Raw genomic sequence first — 23,289 nt, forward strand, 5'->3', positions numbered from 1 at the left:
ATCGGCGGAACCCTCGATGTGCTGCGGTGCGTCTGTCACGGCATAGGCTGAGCCGAAGATCCCATATTTCGGGATACGTCCGTCGACAGCTTGGACACGCACCCAGACCAGCAGGGGGTCACCGCATGACGCAGGCCGGCGAGGCATGGGCTGGCGCCGACGGCGCCGCGCCGATGGCTGCGGGCGCCGAGGCCGCACCCGTCCCCGAGGCCGCACCCGCCTCGGAGGCCGCACCCGTCCTCGAGGCTGCCGGCACCGAGCCCGCCGCGGGCACCGAGCCCGCCGGGTCGGGCTCGACGGGCTCCGGCACCGGGCGGCGGCGCCCGTGGGTGCTCCAGTGGGGCCGCGACCGCCGCGGCAGCACCACCTGGCGCCGGGGCTGGCTGATCGCGGCGCTGGCCGTGCTGGTCGGGGTGCTGCTCGGCTTCCACCGGGAGCTGCCCAACTCGGTCGGCAACCTCGGCAGCCTGCTGGAGACCTTCCTGCCCTGGCTGGGCCTGGCCGTGCCGCTCCTGCTGGTGGCCGCACTGCTGCGCCGCTCGGCCGTCGCGCTGATCGCGCTGCTGCTGCCGACCGTGCTGTGGACGATGCTCTTCGGCGGGCAGCTCAGCGACAAGAGCAGTGGCACGGGCGCCGCCGACGGTTCGAGCTTCACCGTGCTCACCCACAACGTCGACGCCGACAACCGCGACCCGGCCGGTACCGTGCGGCTGGTCAACGCCTCCGGCGCGCAGATCGTCGCGCTGGAGGAGCTGACCGGCGCTTCGCTGCCCACCTACACCAGCGGGCTCGCGGCCGAGTACCCGTACCACACGGTGGAGGGCACGGTCGGCCTCTGGTCGAAGTACCCGATCAGCGGCACCCGGGTGGTCGACATCAAGATCGGCTGGACCCGGGCCTTCCGCACCCAGCTGGCCACCCCCAAGGGCCCGCTCGCCGTCTACGTCGCCCACCTGCCCTCGGTGCGGGTCAAGTTCGACGCCGGCTTCACGGCCGGGCAGCGCGACGTCAGCGCACAGGCACTGGGTGACGCGATCCAGGCCGAGCCGCTGGGCAAGGTGCTGCTGCTGGGCGACCTGAACGGCACCATGAACGACCGCAGCCTGGCCCCGGTCACCTCGCAGCTGCGCTCGGCCCAGGGCTCGGCCGGCTCCGGCTTCGGCTTCAGCTGGCCCGCGCAGTTCCCGATGGCGCGGATCGACCAGATCATGAGCCGCGGGATGAAGCCCACCGACTCCTGGGTGCTGCCGGCCGACGGCAGCGACCACCGGGCGATCGCGGCTGACTACCGCTACAACCGCTGACGCCCCGGGCCGCCCGCTGCAACCGCTGACGCCCCGGGTGGGCCGCCGGTCTGCGCACCGGCGGCCCACCCGCCGTCCTCAGCCCCGGCGCCAGCCGTTGGTGATCGGCAGCCGGCGGTCCCGCCCGAAGCCCTTGGGCGAGATCTTGGTGCCCGGCGGGTACTGCCGCCGCTTGTACTCGGCGGTGTCCACCAGCCGCACCACCCGGTCCACCACGGCCGCCTCGAAGCCGAGCGCCACGATCGCGTCGCGCCCCTGGTCGCCCTCGACGTAGGCGTCCAGGATCGAGTCCAGCAGGTCGTAGTCGGGCAGCGAGTCGCTGTCCACCTGGTCCGGGCGCAGCTCGGCGCTCGGCGGCTTGCTGATGGTGTTCTCCGGGATCGGCGGCACCTCGCCGCGCTCCACCGCCGCCTGGTTGCGCCACCGGGCCAGCTGGAAGATCAGCGTCTTGTAGACGTCCTTGATCGGGCCGAAGGCGCCCACCGAGTCGCCGTAGAGCGTGGAGTAGCCGACCGCCAGCTCGCTCTTGTTGCCCGGGGCCAGCACGATGTGGCCCTCCTGGTTGGAGATCGCCATCAGCAGCGTGCCGCGCAGCCGGGACTGCAGGTTCTCCTCGGCCAGTCCGGTGAGCCCGAGCGAGCCCATGTAGGCGTCGAACATCGGCGCGATCGAGACGGTCCTGAAGTGCAGCCCCGTGCGCCGGGCCAGTTCGGCCGCGTCGTCCCTGGAGTGCTGCGAGGAGTACTGGCTCGGCATCGACACGCAGTGCACGTTCTCGGCGCCGATCGCGTCCACCGCGATCGCCGCCACCAGTGCCGAGTCGATCCCGCCGGAGAGGCCGATCAGCACCGACTTGAAGCCGTTCTTGCGCACGTACGCCCGGGTGCCGGTGACCAGCGCGGCGTAGATCTCCGCCTCGTCGGTGAGTCCGGGGACGATCTCGCCCTCCGGCTGCGCCGGCCGCGGCTGCACCTGGCCGCCCAGGTCGGTGCGGACCAGCCGCAGCCCGTCGCTGAACCGCTCGCCGTCCGCCGCGGTGACGCTGGCCCCGGGCAGCTCCAGGTCCACCACCAGCAGGCTCTCCTCGAACTGCGGTGCCCGCGCCAGCACCCGGCCGGCCGCGTCCACCACCAGCGAGTCGCCGTCGAAGACCAGCTCGTCCTGGCCGCCGACCATGTTCAGGTAGGCCAGCGTGCAGCCCGCCTCGGCGGCCCGGCGCTGGACCAGTTCGAGCCGCACGTCGTCCTTGTTGCGCTCGTACGGCGAGCCGTTGAGCACCAGCAGCAGCCCCGCCCCGGCCTGGCCCGCGGCGGCCACCCGGCCGCCCTCCTGCCAGATGTCCTCGCAGATCGCCAGCGCCACGTCCACGCCGTCCAGCCGCAGCACCGGCAGCTGGTCGCCCGGCTCGAAGTAGCGGTACTCGTCGAAGACGCCGTAGTTCGGCAGGAAGTGCTTGGCGAACCTGGTCACCACCTTGCCGCCGTGCAGCACCGCCGCGCAGTTCTGCGGCGAGGAGGTCGTCTGCGCCCGCCCCAGGTAGCCCAGCGCCACCGGCAGGTCGCCCAGCCCCTCGGCGGCCAGCCGTTCGGCCAGCTCCACCAGGGCGGACCGGGAGGCCTCGACGAAGGAGGCCCGCAGTGCCAGGTCCTCGACCGGGTACCCGGTCAGGGCCATCTCGGGGAAGGCGACCAACCGCGCCCCGCGCTCGGCCGCGCGCTTGCTCCAGCGCACCACCTCGTCGCTGTTGTGCGCGATGTCCCCGACGGAGGGGTCGAACTGGGCCAGTGCGAGGCGGAGATTCGGCATGGGGCCAGTGTAATCGTCGTTCTGACGCTATGGGGGGGTGGGGGCCGTCATCAGTTCGAGTCGTTCGGACCCCGTTCCCGAGCTGTTCCTGCCACCCGGTGCTCCAGTGGCGCCGGAATCCGGAATGATGGGCAGTAGTCGTTCGCATGTCCCACCGAGGGGTGCTCGTGGGTGGGGTCTTTGCGTAACACGAACGTAAAGAGCAGAGGTGAGACTGTCCCCATGGGCAAGCAGCAGGAGTTCGTGCTTCGTACGCTCGAAGAGCGTGACATCCGGTTCGTCCGGCTGTGGTTCACCGATGTGCTCGGCTTCCTCAAGTCGGTGGCCGTGGCCCCGGCGGAGCTGGAGCAGGCCTTCGACGAGGGGATCGGGTTCGACGGGTCGGCGATCGAGGGCTTCGCCCGGGTCTACGAGTCGGACATGATCGCCAAGCCGGACCCGACCACCTTCCAGATACTGCCCTGGCGCTCGGAGGTCCCCGGCACCGCGCGGATGTTCTGCGACATCCTGATGCCCGACGGCTCGCCCTCCTATGCCGACCCGCGGTTCGTGCTGAAGCGCACCCTGGAGCGGGCCTCCGCCCAGGGCTTCACCTTCTACACCCACCCCGAGATCGAGTTCTTCCTGCTCAAGAACCTCCCGGGGGACGGCACCGCGCCCGAGCCGGCCGACCAGTCGGGCTACTTCGACCACACCCCGCGCGGGGTCGGCCACGACTTCCGCCGACAGGCCATCACGATGCTGGAGTCGATGGGCATCTCGGTGGAGTTCTCGCACCACGAGGGCGCCCCCGGCCAGCAGGAGATCGACCTGCGGTACGCCGACGCGCTCTCCACCGCCGACAACATCATGACCTTCCGCCTGGTGATGAAGGAGGTGGCACTGGAGCAGGGCGTGCACGCCAGCTTCATGCCCAAGCCCTTCTCCCAGCACCCGGGCTCGGGCATGCACACCCACCTCTCCCTCTTCGAGGGCGACCGCAACGCCTTCCACGAGTCCGGCGCCGAGTTCCAGCTCTCCAAGGTGGGCCGGTCCTTCATCGCCGGCCTGCTGCGGCACGCCGCCGAGACCGCCGCCGTGACCAACCAGTGGGTCAACTCCTACAAGCGGATCTGGGGCGGCTCCCAGCGCACCGCGGGCGCCGGCGGCGAGGCCCCCTCGTACATCTGCTGGGGCCACAACAACCGCTCGGCGCTGATCCGGGTCCCGATGTACAAGCCCGGCAAGCAGGGGTCCACCCGCGTCGAGGTCCGCTCCCTGGACACCGGCTGCAACCCCTACCTCGCCTACGCCGTCACCCTGGCCGCCGGCCTCAAGGGCATCGAGGAGGGCTACGAACTCCCGCCCGGCGCCGACGACGACGTCTGGGCCCTGTCCGACGCCGAACGCCGCGCCATGGGCATCCAGCCCATGCCCCAGAACCTCGGCGAGGCGATCGACCTGATGCAGCGCAGCGAACTGGTCGCCGAGACACTGGGCGAGCACGTCTTCGACTTCTTCCTGCGCAACAAGCGCCAGGAGTGGGAGGAGTACCGCTCCGAGGTCACCCCCTTCGAGCTGCGGAAGAACCTGCAGGTGCTGTAGGCGCAGGTCAGAGCGTCAGCCGGGGCGGGTGAACCGGCCCCGGCTGGCCGCTCACCACTTCCCGGACCACCGCGAGGAGGTCTCCCGTCCGGGGACGGACGGGGTGGGCTGGGTGGGCGAGGTAGACGGCGGCGCCAGGGGAAGGCGCTGAGCCGGTTGGAGCTGGTCCGCCAGGGCGCCTCCCAGGCGCGCAAACCGGTCAGATCTACCGGGTCCGCTGACCTCCAGGTGCGCTGAAGGCCCCGCAGCAAGCGGGCGACGTACGGGCCCGTCCCGCTGGCAGGGTTGGCCGGCTGGGGCGGGTCCGTTCGTGCGCCGGTGGGGTGATGGGGCGGGCCATCAGGGTGGATCTCGGGGCTGGTGGGCAGGGCAGGCCGATATTCGGTTAATCCTCCTGGGCGGTGCGGATGGCACCACGTGAGCCCAGGAGGTCGGTCGGTGGTGTCCAGTCCGCTCTCGGAGGCGGTCGCGGTGGTGCTCGGGACCCGGCCCGAGATCCTCAAACTGGCCGGGGTGATCCGCGGTCTCGGTGACCGGGCCCGGGTGGTCTACACCGGGCAGCACTATGACGAGGCGATGGCCGGCGGGGTCTTCCGGGCGATGCGACTGGCGCCGCCCGACGTCCGGCTCACCGACATCGGCGGCGCGGTGCGCGGGCGTCAGATCGGCGACATGATCTCGGCGCTGTCGGACCTCTTCACCGCCGAGCCGCCGGCGGCCGTGGTGGTGCAGGGCGACACCAACACCACCTCGGCGGGGGCGCAGGCGGCGCACTACCACGGGGTGCCGGTGGTCCACGTGGAGGCCGGACTGCGGTCGCGCGACCGGGAGATGCCCGAGGAGATCAACCGTCAGGTGGTCGGGGTGCTGGCCGACGCCCACTGTGCGCCGACCACGGTGGCGGCAGCCAATCTGCGGGCGGAGGGGGTGCCGGAGAGCCGCATCCACCTCACCGGCAACACCATCGTCGAGGCGGTCGCCGAGTCGATGCCGGGGCCGGCCGAGTGCGCCGCGCTGCTGCGGCGCCACGGGGTGCGGGCGGACCAGTACGTGCTGGCGACCGTCCACCGGCCGGAGAACACCGACGACCCGGCCCGGCTGGAGCGGATCCTGACCGAACTCGGCGGGCTGGGACTGCCGGTGCTGTTCCCGATGCACCCGCGCACCCGGGGGTGCATCGCCCGGCACGGCCTGGCCGAGCGGCTCGCGGCGCTGCGGGCGATCGAGCCCATCGACCACCCGTCCTTCCTGGGCCTGGCGAGCCGGGCCCGACTGCTGGTCTCCGACTCCGGCGGCGTGCAGGAGGAGTGCACGGTGCTGAAGAAGCCGCTGATCGTGGTGCGCAACAGCACGGAGCGCCCGGAGGCGGTCGAGGCCGGCTTCGCCACCCTGCTCCGCCCGGGGCCGGCGATCGGCGAGCTGGCGCGTCGGCTGATCGCCGACGCCTCGCTGGCCGCGAGGCTGGCCGCGCTGCCGTCCCCGTACGGCGACGGGCGGGCCGGCGAGCGGATCACCGCGCTGACCCTGGCGCTGGCCGACGCGCGTGGCCGGGCCGTGTCGGCCGGGCGGACGAGCGGTTCGCCCGGGTTGCCGGTTCCCCCAGACGCGGTGGCCGCGACGGCCGCCGGCGAACCCCGTACGACCCAACGACTCCCTGGAGGACGTCCGTGTACAAGCCCTGTGTAGGTGGCGCCGCCGCGGCCGCCGGTACCTGCGAACTCGCCGCCACCGGTAGCCACACCCTGCTGCTGACCGTGCTGGCCGTGCTCATGGTGCTCGGCGGTGCCCTGCTGACGCGGGCCGCGCGCCAGCGCGGCGGGAATGCCTGAGGCCGGTCACCCGGTCGGCGAGTTGGCCCGTGGGGCCGGAGCACGTGACGGCGTGCTCCGGCCCCCGCGGCTGCGGCCGACCGGACCCCTGCGGCCCAGCGGATCGAGAGGCGGTACCCCGTGAACCACTCCGCCGGCACGGTGCTCAGCTTCGCCATGGCGGTCTCCCTGCTGCTGGGCGCGGTCTTCGTCGCCTACGTGGCCGTCCTGGTGACGCCGCTGCTGCGCAGCAGGCCGCGGCCGCCGGGCGACGCGGCGGCACTGGACTGGCACGTGCTGGTGCCCTGCCGGGACGAGGAGGCCGTCATCGGCCAGACGCTGGCCCGGCTGCGCGGGCTGCACCCGGCCTTGCACGTGTGGGTGATCGACGACGCCTCGGTCGACGGGACGGCGCGGGTGATCAGCGAGGCCGCGGCCACCGATCCGTACGTGCACCTGGTCCAGCGCGTCCTGCCGCAGGCGAGGACCGGCAAGGGGGCGGCGCTGAACGCCGCCTACCGCGCGTTGTGCGCGTGGCTGCCCGAGGACGTCGCGCCCGAGCGGGTGATCGTCGGGGTGTTCGACGCGGACGGCACCCCGGGCCCGGGCTGCCTGGGCATCATCTCCGCCGACCACCTCTTCGGCGACCCCGGGATCGCGGCGGTGCAGATCGAGGTGCGGATGGCCAACCGGGACGAGCGCCGGCCGCTGCCCCACCCCTACCTGGTGCGCAACCTGCTGGCCCGCACCCTGGTCCGGATGCAGGACCTGGAGTTCCGCACCGCGATCCCGGCCGTGCAGCTCAGCCGGCGGATGACCCGCACGGTGGCGATGGGCGGCAACGGCCAGTTCACCCGGCTCTCCGCGCTGCAGGGGATCGCACTCCAGGAGGCCACCACGACCGGCGAGGGCGGCGGGCCGTGGGGCGGCTCGCTGCTGGAGGACTACGAGCTCGGCCTCCAGCTGACCCTGGCGGGCTGGCGCACCGCGTTCACCCGGGACACCTGGGTGGACCAGGAAGGGCTGTGGAACGTCCGGCAACTGCTCGCCCAGCGGGCCCGCTGGAGCCAGGGCGCCATGCAGTGCATGCGCTACCTGCCGCGGATCTGGGACTCCCGGAAGCTGACCACGATGGGCGTCCTGGAGATCACCTACTGCCTCCTGCAGCCCTGGCTGCAGCTGTTCGGCAGCGTGGTCTTCCCGGCCCTGGCGGTGTTGCTGGCGGTGCGTTTCGTACGCCATCCGGAGGCGCTCGGCGCGTTCCTGTCGAGCGGTGGCGGCTACGGCCTGCTGCTGGCCTACCTGGTGCTGAGCGTCATCCAGTTCACCATCTGGGGCCCGCTCTACTGGCTCAAGTGCGAGCGGGCGGCGGGCCTGTGGCGCTGTCTCGGCTGGGGCGTGGCCTACTCCTGCTACATCTGGCTCTACTGCCTGTGCACCTGGCGGGCGGCGGGACGGTTCGTCAAGGGCCGCAACGGCTGGGTCAAGACCCGGCGCAACGCCGAGCTGCGCTCCGCGCAGGCATCCGTGCAGGCCTGACGGCCACCGCGGCGAGGCGGCTGACGGACGGTCAGGCGTCGCACAGGCCTCAGGAGTCGGGCAGGCCGGGTGGTGCCGGGCGGTAGACGGTCAGCGAGTCGACGCTGAAGGAGATCGGCTTCGAGGTGGTCGGGGCCGGGTGGTAGACGCCGTTGTTGACGGAGAGGCTGAGCACCGGGTAGGCCGCGAAGTCCGGGCCGACCCCGCTGTGGTCGGCGTAGGCGACGGCGAGGTGGTCCAGGCTGGGGCCGACGTACCAGGTGGTGTTGTCGGCGCCCAGCCGGGCGCCGACGTAGAGCCAGCCGTCGGCGGACACCGCGGCGTTGGTGTAGCGGCCGGTGCCGCTGTGGACCTGGTTGACGAACTCCAGCGTGCCGGGGTGGTCGGCCTGCCACTCGAAGACGTCGACCTCGTTCTGCCCGTCCCGCCAGCTCCACAGCGCGGGCCAGGCGCCGGAGTCGGCGTCGGGCAGCCGGACGTGGGCCATGATCAGGTCGCCGGTGCGGATCTCGGTGCCGTCGCCGCCGGTGTCGCAGGAGTCGCCGGTGGTCAGCAGGCCGGTGTCCCAGTTGCCGTCGGGACGCGGGGAGGCCGTGATGGTCAGGTGGCCGCCGGCGGCGCTCAGCGCCGACTCGCTGAGGTGGTCGAGCTTGAAGTCGTGCTGGTTGTCCACGCAGTCCTGGTAGGCGCCGGTCTGCCAGCCCCAGGTGTGGCCCGGGCCCACGTCCAGGGTGTGGAAGTCGTCGGTGAAGGCGACGGTGGCCGCCGCGAACGGTGCTGAGGTGCCGGCGCCGGGAGCGGCGCCGGCGACGGTGGCGGTCGAGACGGTCAGCGCGATGGCCGTCATCAGGCCGAGCGGCAGGCTGATCAGGCGCATGGACACCCCTCGGGTGCGGCGGCGGGCCCGAGCGGCCCGTGCGCTGTCCACCCTCCACCGTCGTCGGCGTGGCGCGCAGCGCGCCTTGGGCCGTCCGGGTGGACCGGGCCGGGCCCACGGCGGTTGTGCGTCGGGGGGCCACGGCGGGGAATGACTGGGAAAAGCGCCTAGGCTAAATGCTGATCATATGAGCGACGAGGAGTGCGATGACCTCCGCTGGGAGCCGCGTCAGCAGGCCCGAGAACCGGCTGGTCCGCCGGGGGTTCACCGACCCCGAGGCGGCCGTGCGCCGGCTGTCCGCCCCCGCCCTGCACGGGCTGGCCGATGACCCGATCCTGCTCGACGGGCTCGGCGCCACCGCCGACCCCGACCTCGCCCTGCTGGGCCTGGCCCGGCTGCTCGAAGCGCTCGGCGAGAGCCAACGGCACGCCCTGCGAGACACCCTGACCGCCTCCAAGCCGCTGCGCGACCGGCTGCTCGGGGTGCTCGGCGCCTCGGCCGCGCTCGGCGACCACCTGGCCACCCACCCGCAGGACTGGCACGCCCTGGTCACCTTCGAACAGCGCGACATGCACCCGGGCACCGGCGAGTTCCGGCGCGAGCTGGAGCAGCGGGTACGGGCCGCCGAGGGCGAGCCGGCCGACGCGCTGCGCGCCGCCTACCGCCGCTGCCTGCTGACCATCGCCGCGCGCGATCTGACCGCCACCACCGATCTGGCGCAGACCGCCGCCGAGCTGGCCGACCTGGCCGGCGCCACCCTGCGCACCGCGCTGATGATCGCCGCCGAGCAGGAACCGGCCGCCGCCGACGCCTGCCGGCTGGCCGTGATCGGCATGGGCAAGTGCGGTGGCCGCGAGCTCAACTACGTCTCCGACGTGGACGTCATCTTCGTCGCCGAGGCCCGTGAGGGGGTCGGCGAGCACCTCGCGCTGAGCGCCGCCAACCGGTTGGCGGCCGCCATGATGCGGCTCTGCTCGGACACCACCCGGGAGGGCACCATCTGGCCGGTGGACGCCAACCTGCGTCCCGAGGGCCGCAACGGGCCGCTGGTGCGCACCCTGGCCAGCCACCTCGCCTACTACCAGCGGTGGGCCAAGACCTGGGAGTTCCAGGCGCTGCTGAAGGCCCGCCCGGTGGCCGGTGACACCGAGCTGGGCGAGGCGTACGTGGCGGCGCTGGCACCGCTGGTCTGGCAGGCGGCCGAGCGGGAGAACTTCGTCGCGGACGTGCAGCAGATGCGCCGCCGGGTGATCGAGGCGATCCCGGCCACCGAGCTGGACCGCCAGCTCAAGCTCGGCCCCGGCGGGCTGCGCGACGTGGAGTTCTCGGTCCAGCTGCTCCAGCTGGTGCACGGCCGCACCGACGCGGGCCTGCACAGCGGCAACACGCTGGAGGCGCTGGCCGCACTGTCGGCCGGCGGCTACGTCGGGCGGGCGGACGCCGCCTCGCTGGACGCCGCCTACCGCTTCCTGCGCGAGCTGGAGCACCGGATCCAGCTGCACCGGCTGCGGCGCACCCACCTGATGCCCAAGGACCCGGCCGACCTGCGCCGGCTGGCCCGCTCGATGGCGCCGATGATCAACGGCGACACCCGCGCCGATCCGGTGGCGGCGCTGGAGCGCGAGTGGAAGCGGCACGCCCTGGAGGTGCGCCGGCTGCACGAGAAGCTCTTCTACCGTCCGCTGCTGGCGGCCGTGGCCGACCTGTCGGCCGGCGAGGCGCTCACCCCGGGCACCCCGGCGATGAGCCAGGAGGCGGCCGAGGAGCGGCTCAAGGCGCTCGGCTTTGCCGATCCGCCGGCCGCCCGGCGCCACCTGACGGCGCTGGCCAGCGGGGTGAGCCGGAAGGCCGCCATCCAGCGCACCCTGCTGCCGGTGCTGCTGGCCTGGTTCGCCGACTCCGCCGACCCGGACGCGGGGTTGCTGGGTTTCCGCCAGGTCTCCGACGCGCTCGGCCGCACGCCCTGGTACCTGCGCCTGCTGCGGGACGAGAGCGCGGCGGCCGAGCAGCTGGCCCGGATCCTGTCGGCCGGTCGGCTGGCCCCGGACCTGCTGCTGCGCGCGCCCGAGGCGGTGGCCATGCTGGGCGATCCGCAGGGGCTGGTGCCGCGCGGGCGGGCCGCGCTGGAGCAGGAGGTGCGGGCGGCGGTCGGCCGGGCGCCGAGCGCTGCGGCGGGCGTGGCCGCGGCCCGTTCGGTGCGCCGCCGCGAGTTGTTCCGCACCTCGGCCGCCGACCTGCTCGGGCGCTTCGGCGAGGATCCGGGCGAGGCCCTGGACGCCGCCGCCACCGCGCTCACCGACCTCAACGCGGCCACCCTCGCCGGGGCGCTGGCCGCCTGCACGGCGGGCTGGGAACAGGCACACGGCGAGGCTTTCCCGGCCCGGCTCGCGGTGATCGCGATGGGCCGGTTCGGCGGCCGTGAGCTCGGCTACGGCTCGGACGCCGACGTGCTCTTCGTGCACGAGGCGCTGCCCGACACCCGGCACGACGCCACCGCCGCCGCCCGCACCGTCTGCAACGAGCTGCGCACCCTGCTGGCCGCGCCCTCCACCGAGCCGCCGCTGCTGGTCGACGCCGATCTGCGTCCCGAGGGCCGACAGGGGCCGCTGACCCGCACGCTCGGCTCGTACGCGGCGTACTACGCGCGCTGGTCGCACGTCTGGGAGAGCCAGGCGCTGCTGCGGGCCGAGCCGGTGGCGGGGGACGCGGAGCTGGGGGAGCGGTTCCGGGAGCTGATCGACCCGCTGCGCTACCCGCTCGGCGGGGTGCCCGAGCGGGACCTGCTGGAGATCCGGCGGATCAAGGCGCGGATCGAGAGCGAGCGGCTGCCGCGCGGGGCCGACCCGACCACCCACACCAAGATCGGCCGCGGCGGCCTCGCGGACGTCGAGTGGACCGTGCAGCTCCTGCAGCTGCGGCACGGCCACGAGCTGCCCGGGCTGCGCACCACCAGGACCCGCCAGGCGCTGCTCGCAGCCGCCCGGGCGGGCCTGCTGGCGGGCGAGGACGCCGAGGTGCTGGACACCGCCTGGGTGCTGGCCTCGCGGGTGCGCGGCGCGGTGATGCTGGTGCGCGGGCGCCCGGGGGACAGCTTCCCGAACGAGCCGCGCGAGCTGGCCCAGGTGGCCCGCTACCTGGGGTACGGGGCGGGGCACAGCGGGGAGTTGATGGACGACTACCGGCGGGCCACCCGGCGCGCCCGGACGGTGGTGGAGCGCCTCTTCTACGGCTGAGCGGGCGGCCGGGTGCACGGCCGAGCGGCGGTGCGGACGGCTGAACGAGCGGCTGAGCGGCGCTGCACGCGCCGGGCCGGTGCTAGCGGCGTCCTGCGGCCACCGGGGTGGGCCGCTGTTCGGGTACCGCCGCCTTCTGCCAGGAGGCCGGGATCTGCGGGAACTGGTAGGCCCAGCGGTGGTACACCAGCCGGGTGCCGACGAAGCCGATGCCCAGGCAGAGCAGGCCGCCGCCCGCGTCCATCCAGTAGTGGTTGGCGGTGGAGATGATCACCGTCAGGGTGAGCAGCGGGTAGACCAGCCCCAGCGCCCGCACCCAGGTGCGTTCGGCCAGGAAGAAGATCGTCAGCCCGCACCACACCGACCAGCCGATGTGCATCGAGGGCATCGCGGCGAACTGGTTGGTGGCGCTGGCCGCCGCCCCCGAGGCCAGCGAGCCCCAGGTGTGGTGGACCGTGACGGTGTCGATGAAGCCGAAACCGGCCAGCCGCGGCGGTGCCAGGGGGAAGAAGTAGAAGCCGAGCAGCGCGACGCCGGTGGTGATGAAGAGCACCGTGCGCGCGGCCGCGTAGCGGCCGGGATGGCTGCGGTAGAGCCAGACCAGCACGCCGATGGTGATCACGAAGTGCAGGGTGGCGTAGTAGTAGTTCATCCCGACGATCAGCCAGGTGACCGAGTTGACGCCGTGGTTGATCGAGCGCTCGACGGCGATGCCGAGGAACTGCTCGGCGTGCCAGACCCAGTCGGCGTGCTGCTGTGCCACCGCCGCCTGGGTCGGGAACGCGTTGCGGACCAGCGAGTACAGCCAGTAGCTGAGGCCGATCAGCGCGAGCTCGAACCAGAGCCGGGGCCGGGCGGGGATGCGGCGTTGCGCGGTGATCCGACTGCGCAGCGACCTTTCGGTGCGCAGGGCGGTGCTGCCGCCGGCTCCGTCCGCGGCCTCGTCGGCCGGACGGCCGGTGGCTCGGACGGAGCTGTCGTGACGGAGCTGGGCGGCTTCGTCGCCGTCCTGCGTCCGGGTGTCGGTCGGTTCCCCCATGGACGAGAAGTCTGCCAGACGTTCCGTACCCGTCCGATCATCCTCTGGTCGTGGATTCATCACCGCTTGTCCTCCCACAGTGCGAGGCGGCTGCCCCCGACCGGGGTGGGGGAGGCGGCACGGTACGCGCGATCGGGGCGCGTCGGAGGGACACACATGGGTTCCATTGTTACGCGTTCGCAACTCCAGGTGCGAGGCGGGATTCGCGCGGCTTCGGCTTCCAGGCGTGGCAAGGGCTGTCGCGCATTGCGTCCGGGCTCTTGGAGCGGCGTTGTCAATCCTGTAAACAAGGGAGTCAAGTCACCATCGGTGCTTGGTCAGCGCCGGACAGTAGAGGCAAGGGCGGGCATGGAATCCGGGCAGGACGCGACAGCGGAGATCGGCCGACGACTGCGGGACCTGCGCCGCGAGCGCGGTCTGAAGCAGAGCGACCTGGCCGGCGAGGGGTTGTCGGTCAGCTATCTGTCGCTGCTGGAGTCCGGCAAGCGCGCCGTGACGCCGGCGATCCTGCGCAGGCTGGCCGGCGGGCTCGGCTGCACCGTGGAGTACCTGCGCACCGGGCAGGAGCGCGACCACGAGCTGGAACGCCAGCGGGATCTGCTGCTGCGGGTCACCCTCGGGGAGCTCGCGCTGCACGGCGGGGAGTACGGCTCGGGGCTGGCGGCCTGCGAGGCGGTGCTGGCCGAGCCGCCGCCGATCGACCAGGACACCCGGCGCCGGGCCGGGCTCGCCCGCGCCCACGCGCTGGAGGAGCTGGACCGCCCGGGCGAGGCGCTGGCCGTCCTGCACGAGCTGTACCGCGATCCGGCGCTCGGCGCGGGATCGGCCGCCTGGCTGCGGCTGGCGGTGGCGCTGTGCCGCTGCCACCTGCGGGTGGGCGAGCCGGCCAGCGCCGGGGAGCTGGGCCGCGGCGCACTGGCCCGGCTGGACCAGGTGTTCGCCGCCGACACCGAGGACCACCTGGCCCTGGGCGTGGTGCTGCTGGAGGCGCACCACCGCAGTGGTCGCCTGGCGGAGGCCAGGGCGCTGGCCGACCGGCTGCTGCCGCACAGCGGGCGCACCGGTGCTCCGCCCGCCCGTGCCGCCGTCTTCCGGCACGCCAGCCGTCGCGCCCAGCAGCGCGGGGACACCGGGCTCGCGCTCACCCTGGCCGAGCGCGCGCTCGTGCTGCCCGCGGCGGAGGAGCTGGCCCGTCAGCTGGGTCTGCTGCGGGCCGGCTACGGGGCGCTGCTGCTGGAGGGCCCCGCGCCCGAGCCGGTGCTGGCCAAGGAGTACCTCGCATCGGCCGAGCGGGAGCTGGCCCGCCGCGGGTGCGGGACGGACCGGGCCGGCTGCGCGCTGAGCCTGGCCCGGGCGGAGCTGCTGCTGGGCGAGTACGCGGCGGGGGCCGCGCAGGCCCGCCGCGCGCTGGAGCTGGCCGGCACCGACCAGGGCATGATCGGCGTCCGGGCCTGGCTGCATTTGGGCGAGGCCCGCCGGCTGCAGGGCCGCGCGCGGGAGGCGGGCGCGGCCCTGACGACCGTGGCCCGGCTGCTGGAGACGGCCACGGCCGGGGTGGTCGCCGGGCAGAGGCCCGCCGGCTGCAGGGCCGCGCGCGGGAGGCGGGCGCGGCCCTGACGACCGTGGCCCGGCTGCTGGAGACGGCCACGGCCGGGGTGGTCGCCGGGCGCGAGCGCGCGGAGGCCTGGCGGGCGCTGGGCGATCAGTGGCTCGGTCACGGCCGGCCGGAGGCGGCGATGAACGCCTACCGTCAGGGCCTCGCGGCGGCCGGCCTGTCGGGCGCGGCTCCGCTGCCGCTGGTGCTGCGGCCCGCGGGGCCCTGAAGCGGGCGCGTAGCCTGGGTTCAAGTCACCACCCGGTGAAGGCAGTTGCACTGGTCGGCGATCCGCCAGCGGTGGTCGACGGTCGGTGGTCGGTGGGGGCAACACGACAGGAGGACGGGCCCGTGACGCTGCGGCTGGACACCGCCTTCGCCGAGCTGGCGCTGCGCAACGGTGGCGACGCCGAGGCGCTGGCCGTCTTCGTCCGGGTGCTGGCCGCCGACCCGCCGCCCGACCCGGCCACTGCCCGGCGTGCCCGGCGCGGGCGGGCCTGGGCGCTGGAGAAGCTGGGCCGCCTGGAGGCGGCGATCGGCGCCTACCGCGACCTGCTGGCGGAGCCGGGGACCGAGGTCGGCAGCGCGGACTGGGCCCTGCTCTCGATGGCGCTGTGCCGCTGCTACCGGGACGTCGGGGACCAGGCGATGAGCGTGGACGTCGGCGAGCGGGCGCTGCGCGAGCTGCGGCTGCGCCGGCCCGCGCTCCTGGACGAGCACCTGCAGCTCGGCTCGACCCTCACGAGCTGCTACGTCCAGCGCGGCGACCTGGTCTCGGCCAGGCTGCTGGCCGAACGGCTGCTGCCGTTGGCCGGATCGACCGGCTCCCGGGAGACCCGCGGTGCGCTGGAGTGGAACGCCTCGCTGATCGCCCGGGAGCTCGGCCGCTACCACGAGGCGCTGGAACTCGCCGAGCGGGCACTGGTGTTGATGGCGGAGACGGACAATGCCCGGCACCAGGGCCTGCTCCGGTGCGACCTGGCCCTGGTGCTGGTGGCCCGGGGCGAGCCGGCCAGGGCGGCCCAACTGCTGCCTGCTGCCTACGAGATCCTGCGGGACAGCGCCGGGGTCGGTGAAGTGGTCTTCTGCGTCGCACTGTTGGCCGAGGTGCTGGTCCAACTCGGCGATCCAGAGGCGGCATTGGAGTGGGCCGAGCGCGGCGTACTGCTGGTGGAGGCGACCGGTGAGGACCTGGCGCACGAGCGTGCGGCGCTCGCCCTGGCCTTCGGGCGGGCCCATCTGGCGGGCGGCGAAGCGGCTCTCGGCGAGGCCGAGCTGCTGCGCTGCGGAATGCTGTTGGCCAGGGCCGGTGAGCACCGTTCGGTGGCCCTGCTGTGGCGCCGGCTCGGCGACTCCTGGGCCGAGCGTGAGCAGACGGGACTCGCGATGGCGGCCTATCGGACGGCGTTGACCGTGCTGGGGCTGCCGGCCGCCGCCCCGGTGACCGGCCGGCGGCAGGCCGGCTCCTGACAAGCAGTCAAAGTGTGTCAAGTGCTGAGTGAAAGTGCTGGTCGCAGGCGAGGTTGACGTGTCGTCGGCACACCGATCGCTACCATCACGCGGTATGAAGCTGATCACCGCCGTCCTCAAGCCCTACAAGCTGGACGACGTCAAGACCGCACTGCAGGACCTCGGGGTGCACGGCCTGACCGTCACCGAGGTCAGCGGCTACGGCCGGCAGCGCGGGCACACCGAGGTGTACCGGGGTGCGGAGTACCGGGTCGACCTGGTCCCCAAGGTGCGGCTCGAGGTGGTGGTGGCCGACGACGACGCCGAGCCGGTCATCGCGGCCCTGGTCGCCGCCGCCCGGACCGGGAAGATCGGCGACGGCAAGGTCTGGATGGTCCCGGTGGACACCCTGATCCGGGTGCGCACCGGCGAACGCGGCCCGGACGCGCTCTGAGCCCGGTCCCGGTCCCTCCCGGCGGACCGGCTCAACCGCGCCCGATGTAGGGCATGTTCGTGGCCAGCACGGTGGCGAACTGGATGTTGGCCTCCAGTGGCAGCTCGGCCATCTGCCGTACCGTGCGGGCCACGTCCGCCACGTCCATGGTGGGCTCGGGCGCGATCCGGCCGTCGGCCTGGCGGACCCCGAGGCCCATCGCGGCGGTCATGTCGGTGGCGGCGTTGCCGATGTCGATCTGCCCGCAGGCGATCCGGTACGGCCGGCCGTCCAGCGACAGCGACTTGGTCAGCCCGGTGACCGCGTGCTTGCTCGCGGTGTAGGCGATGCTGTGCGGGCGCGGTACGTGGGCGGAGATCGAGCCGTTGTTGATGATCCGCCCGCCCTGCGGCCGCTGCTCCTTGAACTGCCGGAAGGCGGCCTGGGCGCAGAGGAAGGCGCCGGTCAGGTTGAGGTCGATCACCGCGCGCCAGTCCTCGACGGCGAGGTCCTCGACGGGGACGGCCGCGCCGAAGCTGCCGGCGTTGTTGAAGAGCAGGTCGAGCCGGCCGAAGCGCTCGGCCGCCTCGGCGAAGAGCGCGGTGACCGCGGCCGGGTCGGTGACGTCGGTCGGGATCACGGCGGCGGGCGCCCCGGCCAGCGCGGCGGTCTCGTGCAGCGGCTCGGCCCGCCGTCCGGCGAGTGCCAGCTGCCAGCCGGCGGCGGCGAGTTCGAGCGCGACGGCCCGGCCCACGCCGGTGCCGGCCCCGGTGACGACGGCGATCTGCTGCGGCATGCGGGACTCCCTGGGCTGGTGGTGAGCCGATGATCGCCGACCGGTTGCGGCGCTGTCATTGGTAGGAGCGCACCGAAGAGCGCGCCGCAGGTGGCGGCGGTCTTGTCAGGAGCGCCGGTGATCACTAAGTTTCGGAAAATAACTAAGGGTGGCCGGGCGATAGGGTGCCGGGGAGGAGGCGATCACCGTGACGATCCGCAGGGGGACCACCCGCAGCGAGCAGCCCCAGGGCCTGATCACCCCGGGACAGCGCGCCGAGTACATGCGGCAGGGCAACGCCTCCGCCGTGCTGCGCGCCGTCCTCGCCTACGGCCCGGTCTCCCGGGCCGAGATCGCCCGGCACACCGGGCTGTCCGCGCCCAGCGTCACCAAGCTCACCAGCACCCTGATCGAGGCCGGGCTGCTCGGCGAACTCGCCCCGGTGGAGCCCACTCAGGGCCGCCCCCGGGTGCCGCTGCGGGTCGACCCCGAGCGCACCGTGGCGCTCGGCGTGCACATCGGCCTGCTGCGCACCACCTTCGGCCTGGTCGGCCTGGACGGCCGGGTACTGGTCGAACGCGAGCTCGCGCACGGCGACGAGGGCGAGCCGACACCGCGCCGGATCGCCGCGCGGGCCGCCGAAGGCGTGCGGGCCTTCCTGGACGAGCGGCTGGCCGGGCGCCGCCTGGTCGGCACCGGGGTGAGCATTGGCGGCTGGGTGGACGGCGCGCGCGGCCAGGTGGTCGAGCACGGGCCGCTCGGCTGGCACGAGGTGGCGCTGCTCGACGAGCTGACCGGCAGGCTGCCCGGGCCGCTGGTGCTGGAGCAGACGGTGCGCGCCATCGCCCGCGCCGAGTTGTGGTTCGGCGCCGGCCGCGAGGTGGACGACTTCGCGCTGGTCTTCATCGGCAACGTGCTCGGCGCCGCGATCGTGGTGGACCGCACCGTGCACCGCGGCCCCGGCGCGGCGGCCGGCGGCATCGAGCACCTGCTCGCCACCGACGAGCCGGGCGTGCGCTGCCCGCGCTGCGGCACCGGCTGCCTGAGCGCGGCGGCCGGCGACCTCGCGCTCGTCGCCGAGGCGCGCTCGGCCGGCCTGCTCGGTCCCACCGGGCACGGCGCGGCCGGCGGCTCGCTCGACCTGGAGCGCCTGGTGGCCGCCGCCCGCCCGGCCGGCTCCGGCAGCGGGGACGTGCGCGCGCAGGAGCTGCTCCGCCGCCGGGCCCGGCGGGCCGGACGGGCCATCGCCACCCTGGTCGACCTGCTCAATCCGAGCCGGGTGGTGCTGGCCGGCGGGATCCTGGTGGCCGAGGAGTACCTGGACGACCTGCGGGCCGAGGTGGCCGAGCGCAGCCACCGCGGCGCCGAGGTGGCCGCCGACATCGTGCCCGCCGTCTTCGGAGCCCGGACCCTGGTGCGGTCCTCCGCGGTGCCGGTGCTGGAGCGGGTCATCACCGAACCATTCACCTCCCTGGGGCTGCTGTGACCACGCCCGTCGCACCGGGTACACCCTCACCCAAGTACGCCGAGCTGTACCGCTGCGCGGTCACCGGGCGGACCGACCGGCTGCTGCTGCGTCGGGTTCCGACGGGCGAGTGACGCCCGTCAGATCGGCGGCTCCCGGTCGCCGTCCGGGCGTCCGCCGACCGGCCGATCGACCCCCGCCGATCGGCGGATCTTTGCCGGAACGGCCCCGGTCACCGGCTGCCGGGCCGCCCGGTCGCAACCACGTTCGCCGGGGTGCGCGTCGTAGGATCGACAGCACCCCGCCGACCTCCGCCCAGGTCGCCGCCGCCCGGGCCCATCCGTCCGGGCGCCACCCACCACCCGGAAAGTCCGACCTTGCAGCCGCCGCTCGCCCGTCCACGTGTCGTCCTGTCCTCCGCCGTCGCCCTGGTCCTGGCGGGCGCGCTCGCCGCGTGCGGGTCCGGCGGCGGCAAGCCGGCGGCCAAGGCCGCACCGGTCGCCGCCCCCGTCCCGGCCTCGCCCGGTGCCGCCGGTGCCGCCGGTGCCTCCGGCGGCCCGTCGGGCGCCGCGTCGCCGAGCGGCTCGCCGTCCGCCCCGGCGTCGCCGAGCGGCGAATCGGCCACGGTGGCGATGCCCACCGGTCCGGTGACCCAGCTGAGCAAGGCGCGGGACACCGCGGCCGGGCCGATCATGATGACCACGCTGGCCGGCAAGAAGTCCGGGGTGACCGGCAAGGTGTGGGTCTGGCTCCCGCCGGAGTACAACGACCCCAAGTACGCGAACTACGGCTTCCCGGTGCTCACCCTCTACGCGGGCGGCCAGAGCAACGGCTACAACACCTGGACCGACGACCAGCTGCCGATCCAGGTGGCGGACGAGCAGCTGGTCAAGCAGGGCAAGGCACACCCGTTCATCATGGTGATGCCGGTGCAGAACCTGGTCTCCGACGAGAAGCAGACCCTGGACTGCAGCGACATTCCCGGCCAGCCGAAGATGGGCACCTGGATGTCCCAGGACGTTCCCGACTTCGTGCGTGCCAACTTCCGCACCCTCAAGAGCCGGGACGGCTGGGGCCTGATGGGCGCCTCCACCGGCGCGTTCTGCAGCGCCAAGATGGCGCTGCAGCACCCGGACACCTACAAGGCCGCGGTGCCGATCGACGGCTACTGGAACCCGGACTCCTCGTTCTGGAAGGGCCACGAGGCCGAGCGGCTGGCCAACAGCCCCGACGTGCTGGTCGCCCAGAGCAAGGCGGACGTGCGGATGCTGGCCACGGCCGGCGGTGCCACGCCGGACGAGGTCAAGCTGGTCAAGGCGTGGGTGGCGAAGGCGGCCCCGCCCACCAAGATCGACTACTACGAGCAGCCGGGCGGCAAGCACCTCACCTCGCACTTCAAGAAGATGATCCCCGACACCCTGCAGTGGCTCACCCAGAACCTCCAGGGGCCCACCGCGGCGTGATCCCCGCTGCGGTGTGAACCCCGCTGCGGCGGGCGAGCGGAACGGGCGGCGCCGACGAACGGTCGGCGCCGCCCGTTTTCTCCTTGCACCCCCTCTGAGCTGCGCAGCAACCCGGTGTTGATTCGCCTCTGATCGACTGTCAGCACGCTGGAACCGCAACGTCGCGCCTCCCGCTCACGCCCGCTCCGGGAAGCGGCGCCGCCCGGCCCCGGAACCCCCGCCATGACAGTCCTGAAGAGAGTGCCATGCAGCCGCATCTGCTTGTCGTCCCCGCCCCGCGCGGCTCCCACGAGGTGGTGCCGGCCGTGCGCCCCGTCCGTTTCGCCGGCCTGCGCCTGGTCCACGCGGCGCTGCGTCGCGATCTCGCCCGGCTGCCCACCGCGCTGCGCCTGCTGCAGCCCGATGACGAGGCGGGCGCGGCGGCCCTGCAGCGGCACTGGGACTTCATGACCGCGATGCTCACCTGCCACCACGAGCAGGAGGACGCCCGGCTCTGGCCGCTGCTGCGCCGCTTCGCCCCGGAGCTGCGGCTGCTGGTCAACTGGCTGGAGGACGACCACCACAACCTGGACCACTCCTTCACCCGCACCACCACGCTGATGCGGGTGGCCACCCGGGACCCGGCCAGTGCCTGGCCGGTGGCCTACGCGGTTGAGGAGCTGGCCGCGCGGCTGGAGACCCATCTGCGGATCGAGGAGGAGCAGGTGCTGCCGGAGATGGCCAAGCTGCTCCCGCCGCAGTCCCGGGCCGGCACCCTGGGCGAGCTGCTCGACCTGCTGCGGATGGCCGACGGTCCGGGCACGCCGGACGCCCTGGCCTGGCTGCTGGAGGGGGTCGCGCCGGAGCAGATCGAGGCGCTGCTGGCCGAGTGCGACGACCTGACGGCCCGCCACTGGCCGCACTGGCAAGCGGTCTACGCGCGATGCGCGGCGGAGCTGTGGGGGACCTCGCCGATCGGGGAGTGAGGGGCCCGGCTCCGGTGGTGACTTTCGGTGTCGGCCGGCCCATCGGGGTGCCGCTGCTCAGCTGCTGGTCAGGCCCCTATCTGGCCGGTGCGGCGCAGTAGTTGGGCCACTTTCGGACTATCCGCGATGGCGGCCCGTCACTGTGGGTGCCCAAGGTGGAGGAAGGCCGCTCAGGCCCCGACTCCTTGGAAGGAAGCCCGACCCCATGGACAGCAAGTGGACCACGGTCCTGCTCAGCACGGCGCTGGCCGGCGCCATCGCCACCACCACCGGCATCGCGGTCAGCAGCGCGAGCCCGCTGGCCGCCGACCGCCGGCATCCGATGATCAGTCCGGCGGTGGCGCCCGACGCGGCCGGGACCATGGCGGCGATGGGTGCGCTCGGCGGCGTGCTCCAGGCGGTGAACCAGCTGGTCACCGTGAGCGCCCCGGGCTCCGGCACCGCGACCGAGGAGCCCGCGCTGCAGGGCAGGTTGGGACAGCTGGGGATGGCGGCGGAGAAGCTCAAGTCGGTGCTGCCCGCGACGGCCGGCGACGCGGCGCAGCCGTCCGGAGCCGCCGCGCCCTCCGGAGCCGCCGAGCCGTCCGCGCCCTCGGTACCGGCCGGGGTGCTCCCGGGCGGGCCGATCCAGCGCCTGGCCGCGCCGCTGCCGACGGCCGCCGCCGAGGACCGGCTCGCCGCCCTGCAGAAGGACGCCGCCGCGCTGGTCGCCGTCGCCAAGCAGGGCGACCAGGACGCCGTCCGCGCCGCACTGGCACCGCTGTCCGCCGACACGCTCGCCCTGAGCTCCGCCACCGTGGCGCGCCTGGCCGCCGGCTGAGCCGCCGACCGGTCCCCGCGGGCCCGTCGCCCGAGCGGCGGACCCGCGCGCTGCTGTCCGGGGCCGGGGCCGGGCCGACCGCGGTTCGCGCCGGCCGCGTCGGAGCGCCCTCGCCCCGCTCAGCCCTTGCGCGCCGCAGCGAGGATCTTGACCGCGGTGTGGAAGAAGCGGCTGGTGCCGTGACCCTGGTAGCCCTTGCCGAAGACCGTCGCCGGGTTGGCCGCCGAGCGTCCGGGCAGGTGCCGGGCGACCACGAAGGCCTCGCCGGGCGTTGCCGCGATCACCTCCAGGTCGCCCTTGGGGGAGCGCAGCGGCAGGGCGAGGCCGGCGGGGAGCGGTTCGGAGAGGAAGACCACGCAGAGCCGGACCTCCGGCGTGATCTCCACCTCGTGGAACGGGTCCAGGGCCAGCGTGGCCGCCAGCTCGTCCACCGTGCGCAGCATGACGGGCACCTGGTAGCCGAGCGCCTGGCTCAGGTGCGCCTCGATCCGGCCGGTCAGCGCGGCGCGGTCCACCCCGGCGTCCGCCGTGAAGAAGACGTTGCCGCTCTGGATGTACGTCCGTACGCCGGTCAGGCCGAGCTCGCCGAAGAGCGTGCGCAGCCGCTCCATCGTGACGGTGCGACCGCCCACGTTGACGGCGCGCAGGAAGGCGATGAAGGTCGTCTGGTCTGCCACTCGCCCAGTCTCGCGCATCCGGCCGGGCGTGCGGCCGCGCATCCGGCCGAACGCGCATCCGGCACCGCGCCGCGGAGCCGGCCGACGCGCCTCAGGACTGCTCGGGCAGCACCGACCGGAGCGCCTGCGGGGTGCGGGCGACGACGGCGTGTCCGTCGTCGGCGGTGATGATCGGGCGCTGCACCAGAATCGGGTGCTCCGCCAGCGCCTCCAGCCAGCGCTGCCGCTGCGCGGCCGTGCGCTCCCACTGGCGCATGCCCAGCTCCTTGGCCACCGCCTCGTCCAGGCGCGTGATGTCCCACGGCTCCAGGCCCAGCCGCCCGAGCACCGCCGTCAGCTCGGCCACCGAGGGCGGGTCCTCCAGGTAGTGCCGCACGGTGTAGTTCAGCTCGGCCGCGTCCAGCGCGGTGAGCGCGCTGCGGCACTTGCTGCAGCGGGGGTTGATCCAGATCTCCATC

Annotated in this window: 20 protein-coding genes; 14 read left to right on the forward strand and 6 right to left on the reverse strand. The window is 73.8% G+C overall.

Going from position 1 to position 23,289, the window contains the following annotated elements:
- Window positions 1–125: 125 nt before the first annotated feature.
- Window positions 126–1,304 carry an endonuclease/exonuclease/phosphatase family protein gene (locus tag OG294_RS28935; RefSeq protein WP_327069482.1) on the forward strand — a complete coding sequence of 393 codons (1,179 nt, stop codon included), beginning with the start codon at window positions 126–128 and terminating at the stop codon, window positions 1,302–1,304.
- A gap of 78 nt (window positions 1,305–1,382) precedes the next feature.
- Here the strand turns inward: OG294_RS28935 and OG294_RS28940 are convergent, their stop codons facing one another.
- Window positions 1,383–3,110: an NAD+ synthase gene (locus OG294_RS28940; protein ID WP_327069483.1), complete on the reverse strand. Its 1,728-nt coding sequence runs from the start codon at window positions 3,108–3,110 to the stop codon at window positions 1,383–1,385.
- Between the two features lie 222 nt (window positions 3,111–3,332).
- On the opposite strand from OG294_RS28940, the gene glnA reads away from it, so the two are divergent.
- From glnA to OG294_RS28960, 4 genes are all read left to right on the forward strand, one after another.
- Window positions 3,333–4,694 carry a type I glutamate--ammonia ligase gene (gene glnA, locus OG294_RS28945; protein ID WP_327069484.1) on the forward strand — a complete coding sequence of 454 codons (1,362 nt, stop codon included), beginning with the start codon at window positions 3,333–3,335 and terminating at the stop codon, window positions 4,692–4,694.
- Between the two features lie 441 nt (window positions 4,695–5,135).
- Window positions 5,136–6,380, forward strand: coding sequence for a non-hydrolyzing UDP-N-acetylglucosamine 2-epimerase (wecB, locus tag OG294_RS28950; RefSeq protein ID WP_327069485.1), 1,245 nt, complete (start codon window positions 5,136–5,138; stop codon window positions 6,378–6,380).
- Window positions 6,362–6,523: an LPXTG cell wall anchor domain-containing protein gene (locus OG294_RS28955; RefSeq protein WP_327069486.1), complete on the forward strand. Its 162-nt coding sequence runs from the start codon at window positions 6,362–6,364 to the stop codon at window positions 6,521–6,523. The genes wecB and OG294_RS28955 overlap by 19 nt, the downstream gene beginning before the upstream one ends.
- A 120-nt stretch (window positions 6,524–6,643) precedes the next feature.
- Window positions 6,644–8,041 (forward strand): glycosyltransferase family 2 protein, encoded by a 1,398-nt coding sequence (locus OG294_RS28960; protein ID WP_327069487.1) that lies wholly within the window; start codon window positions 6,644–6,646, stop codon window positions 8,039–8,041.
- Window positions 8,042–8,090: 49 nt separating this feature from the next.
- On the opposite strand, the gene OG294_RS28965 is transcribed toward OG294_RS28960, so the two are convergent.
- On the reverse strand, window positions 8,091–8,918 hold the full coding sequence (locus tag OG294_RS28965; protein WP_327069488.1) for a beta-glucanase: 828 nt from the start codon (window positions 8,916–8,918) through the stop codon (window positions 8,091–8,093).
- A gap of 206 nt (window positions 8,919–9,124) precedes the next feature.
- On the opposite strand from OG294_RS28965, the gene OG294_RS28970 reads away from it, so the two are divergent.
- Window positions 9,125–12,151: a bifunctional [glutamine synthetase] adenylyltransferase/[glutamine synthetase]-adenylyl-L-tyrosine phosphorylase gene (locus OG294_RS28970; RefSeq protein ID WP_327069489.1), complete on the forward strand. Its 3,027-nt coding sequence runs from the start codon at window positions 9,125–9,127 to the stop codon at window positions 12,149–12,151.
- 82 nt (window positions 12,152–12,233) lie between these two features.
- Here OG294_RS28970 and OG294_RS28975 read toward each other — a convergent pair whose 3' ends face one another.
- Window positions 12,234–13,190 (reverse strand): phosphatase PAP2 family protein, encoded by a 957-nt coding sequence (locus tag OG294_RS28975; RefSeq protein WP_327069490.1) that lies wholly within the window; start codon window positions 13,188–13,190, stop codon window positions 12,234–12,236.
- A 348-nt stretch (window positions 13,191–13,538) separates the two neighbouring features.
- Between OG294_RS28975 and OG294_RS28980 the strand changes: the two genes are divergently transcribed.
- The 4 genes from OG294_RS28980 to OG294_RS28995 all read left to right on the forward strand — a co-directional run bounded on the left by OG294_RS28980 (window position 13,539) and on the right by OG294_RS28995 (window position 16,687).
- A complete protein-coding gene (locus tag OG294_RS28980) occupies window positions 13,539–14,807 on the forward strand; it encodes a helix-turn-helix transcriptional regulator (protein ID WP_327069491.1) in 1,269 nt (422 codons plus the stop codon).
- 5 nt (window positions 14,808–14,812) lie between these two features.
- The gene (locus tag OG294_RS28985; protein ID WP_327069492.1) at window positions 14,813–15,013 is read left to right on the forward strand and encodes a hypothetical protein; all 201 of its coding nucleotides are present in this window, start codon (window positions 14,813–14,815) and stop codon (window positions 15,011–15,013) included.
- A 122-nt stretch (window positions 15,014–15,135) separates the two neighbouring features.
- On the forward strand, window positions 15,136–16,254 hold the full coding sequence (locus tag OG294_RS28990) for a CDC27 family protein (protein ID WP_327069493.1): 1,119 nt from the start codon (window positions 15,136–15,138) through the stop codon (window positions 16,252–16,254).
- A gap of 94 nt (window positions 16,255–16,348) precedes the next feature.
- Window positions 16,349–16,687 (forward strand): P-II family nitrogen regulator, encoded by a 339-nt coding sequence (locus OG294_RS28995; protein WP_327069494.1) that lies wholly within the window; start codon window positions 16,349–16,351, stop codon window positions 16,685–16,687.
- 31 nt (window positions 16,688–16,718) lie between these two features.
- Here the strand turns inward: OG294_RS28995 and OG294_RS29000 are convergent, their stop codons facing one another.
- Window positions 16,719–17,462 carry an SDR family oxidoreductase gene (locus OG294_RS29000; RefSeq protein ID WP_327069495.1) on the reverse strand — a complete coding sequence of 248 codons (744 nt, stop codon included), beginning with the start codon at window positions 17,460–17,462 and terminating at the stop codon, window positions 16,719–16,721.
- Between the two features lie 187 nt (window positions 17,463–17,649).
- Between OG294_RS29000 and OG294_RS29005 the strand changes: the two genes are divergently transcribed.
- From OG294_RS29005 to OG294_RS29020, 4 genes are all read left to right on the forward strand, one after another.
- Window positions 17,650–18,927, forward strand: a complete 1,278-nt coding sequence (locus OG294_RS29005; RefSeq protein ID WP_327069496.1) for an ROK family transcriptional regulator — start codon at window positions 17,650–17,652, stop codon at window positions 18,925–18,927.
- Between the two features lie 356 nt (window positions 18,928–19,283).
- Window positions 19,284–20,369, forward strand: coding sequence for an alpha/beta hydrolase (locus OG294_RS29010; protein WP_327069497.1), 1,086 nt, complete (start codon window positions 19,284–19,286; stop codon window positions 20,367–20,369).
- Window positions 20,370–20,614: 245 nt separating this feature from the next.
- The gene (locus OG294_RS29015; protein WP_327069498.1) at window positions 20,615–21,334 is read left to right on the forward strand and encodes a hemerythrin domain-containing protein; all 720 of its coding nucleotides are present in this window, start codon (window positions 20,615–20,617) and stop codon (window positions 21,332–21,334) included.
- 205 nt (window positions 21,335–21,539) lie between these two features.
- Window positions 21,540–22,154, forward strand: coding sequence for a hypothetical protein (locus tag OG294_RS29020; protein WP_327069499.1), 615 nt, complete (start codon window positions 21,540–21,542; stop codon window positions 22,152–22,154).
- Between the two features lie 119 nt (window positions 22,155–22,273).
- Here OG294_RS29020 and OG294_RS29025 read toward each other — a convergent pair whose 3' ends face one another.
- Window positions 22,274–22,831: a DUF1697 domain-containing protein gene (locus OG294_RS29025; protein ID WP_327069500.1), complete on the reverse strand. Its 558-nt coding sequence runs from the start codon at window positions 22,829–22,831 to the stop codon at window positions 22,274–22,276.
- 91 nt (window positions 22,832–22,922) lie between these two features.
- Window positions 22,923–23,288 carry an ArsC/Spx/MgsR family protein gene (locus OG294_RS29030; protein WP_327069501.1) on the reverse strand — a complete coding sequence of 122 codons (366 nt, stop codon included), beginning with the start codon at window positions 23,286–23,288 and terminating at the stop codon, window positions 22,923–22,925.
- Window position 23,289: the final 1 nt, after the last annotated feature.

This window comes from Kitasatospora sp. NBC_01302, assembly GCF_035976515.1.
Lineage (GTDB): Bacteria > Actinomycetota > Actinomycetes > Streptomycetales > Streptomycetaceae > Kitasatospora.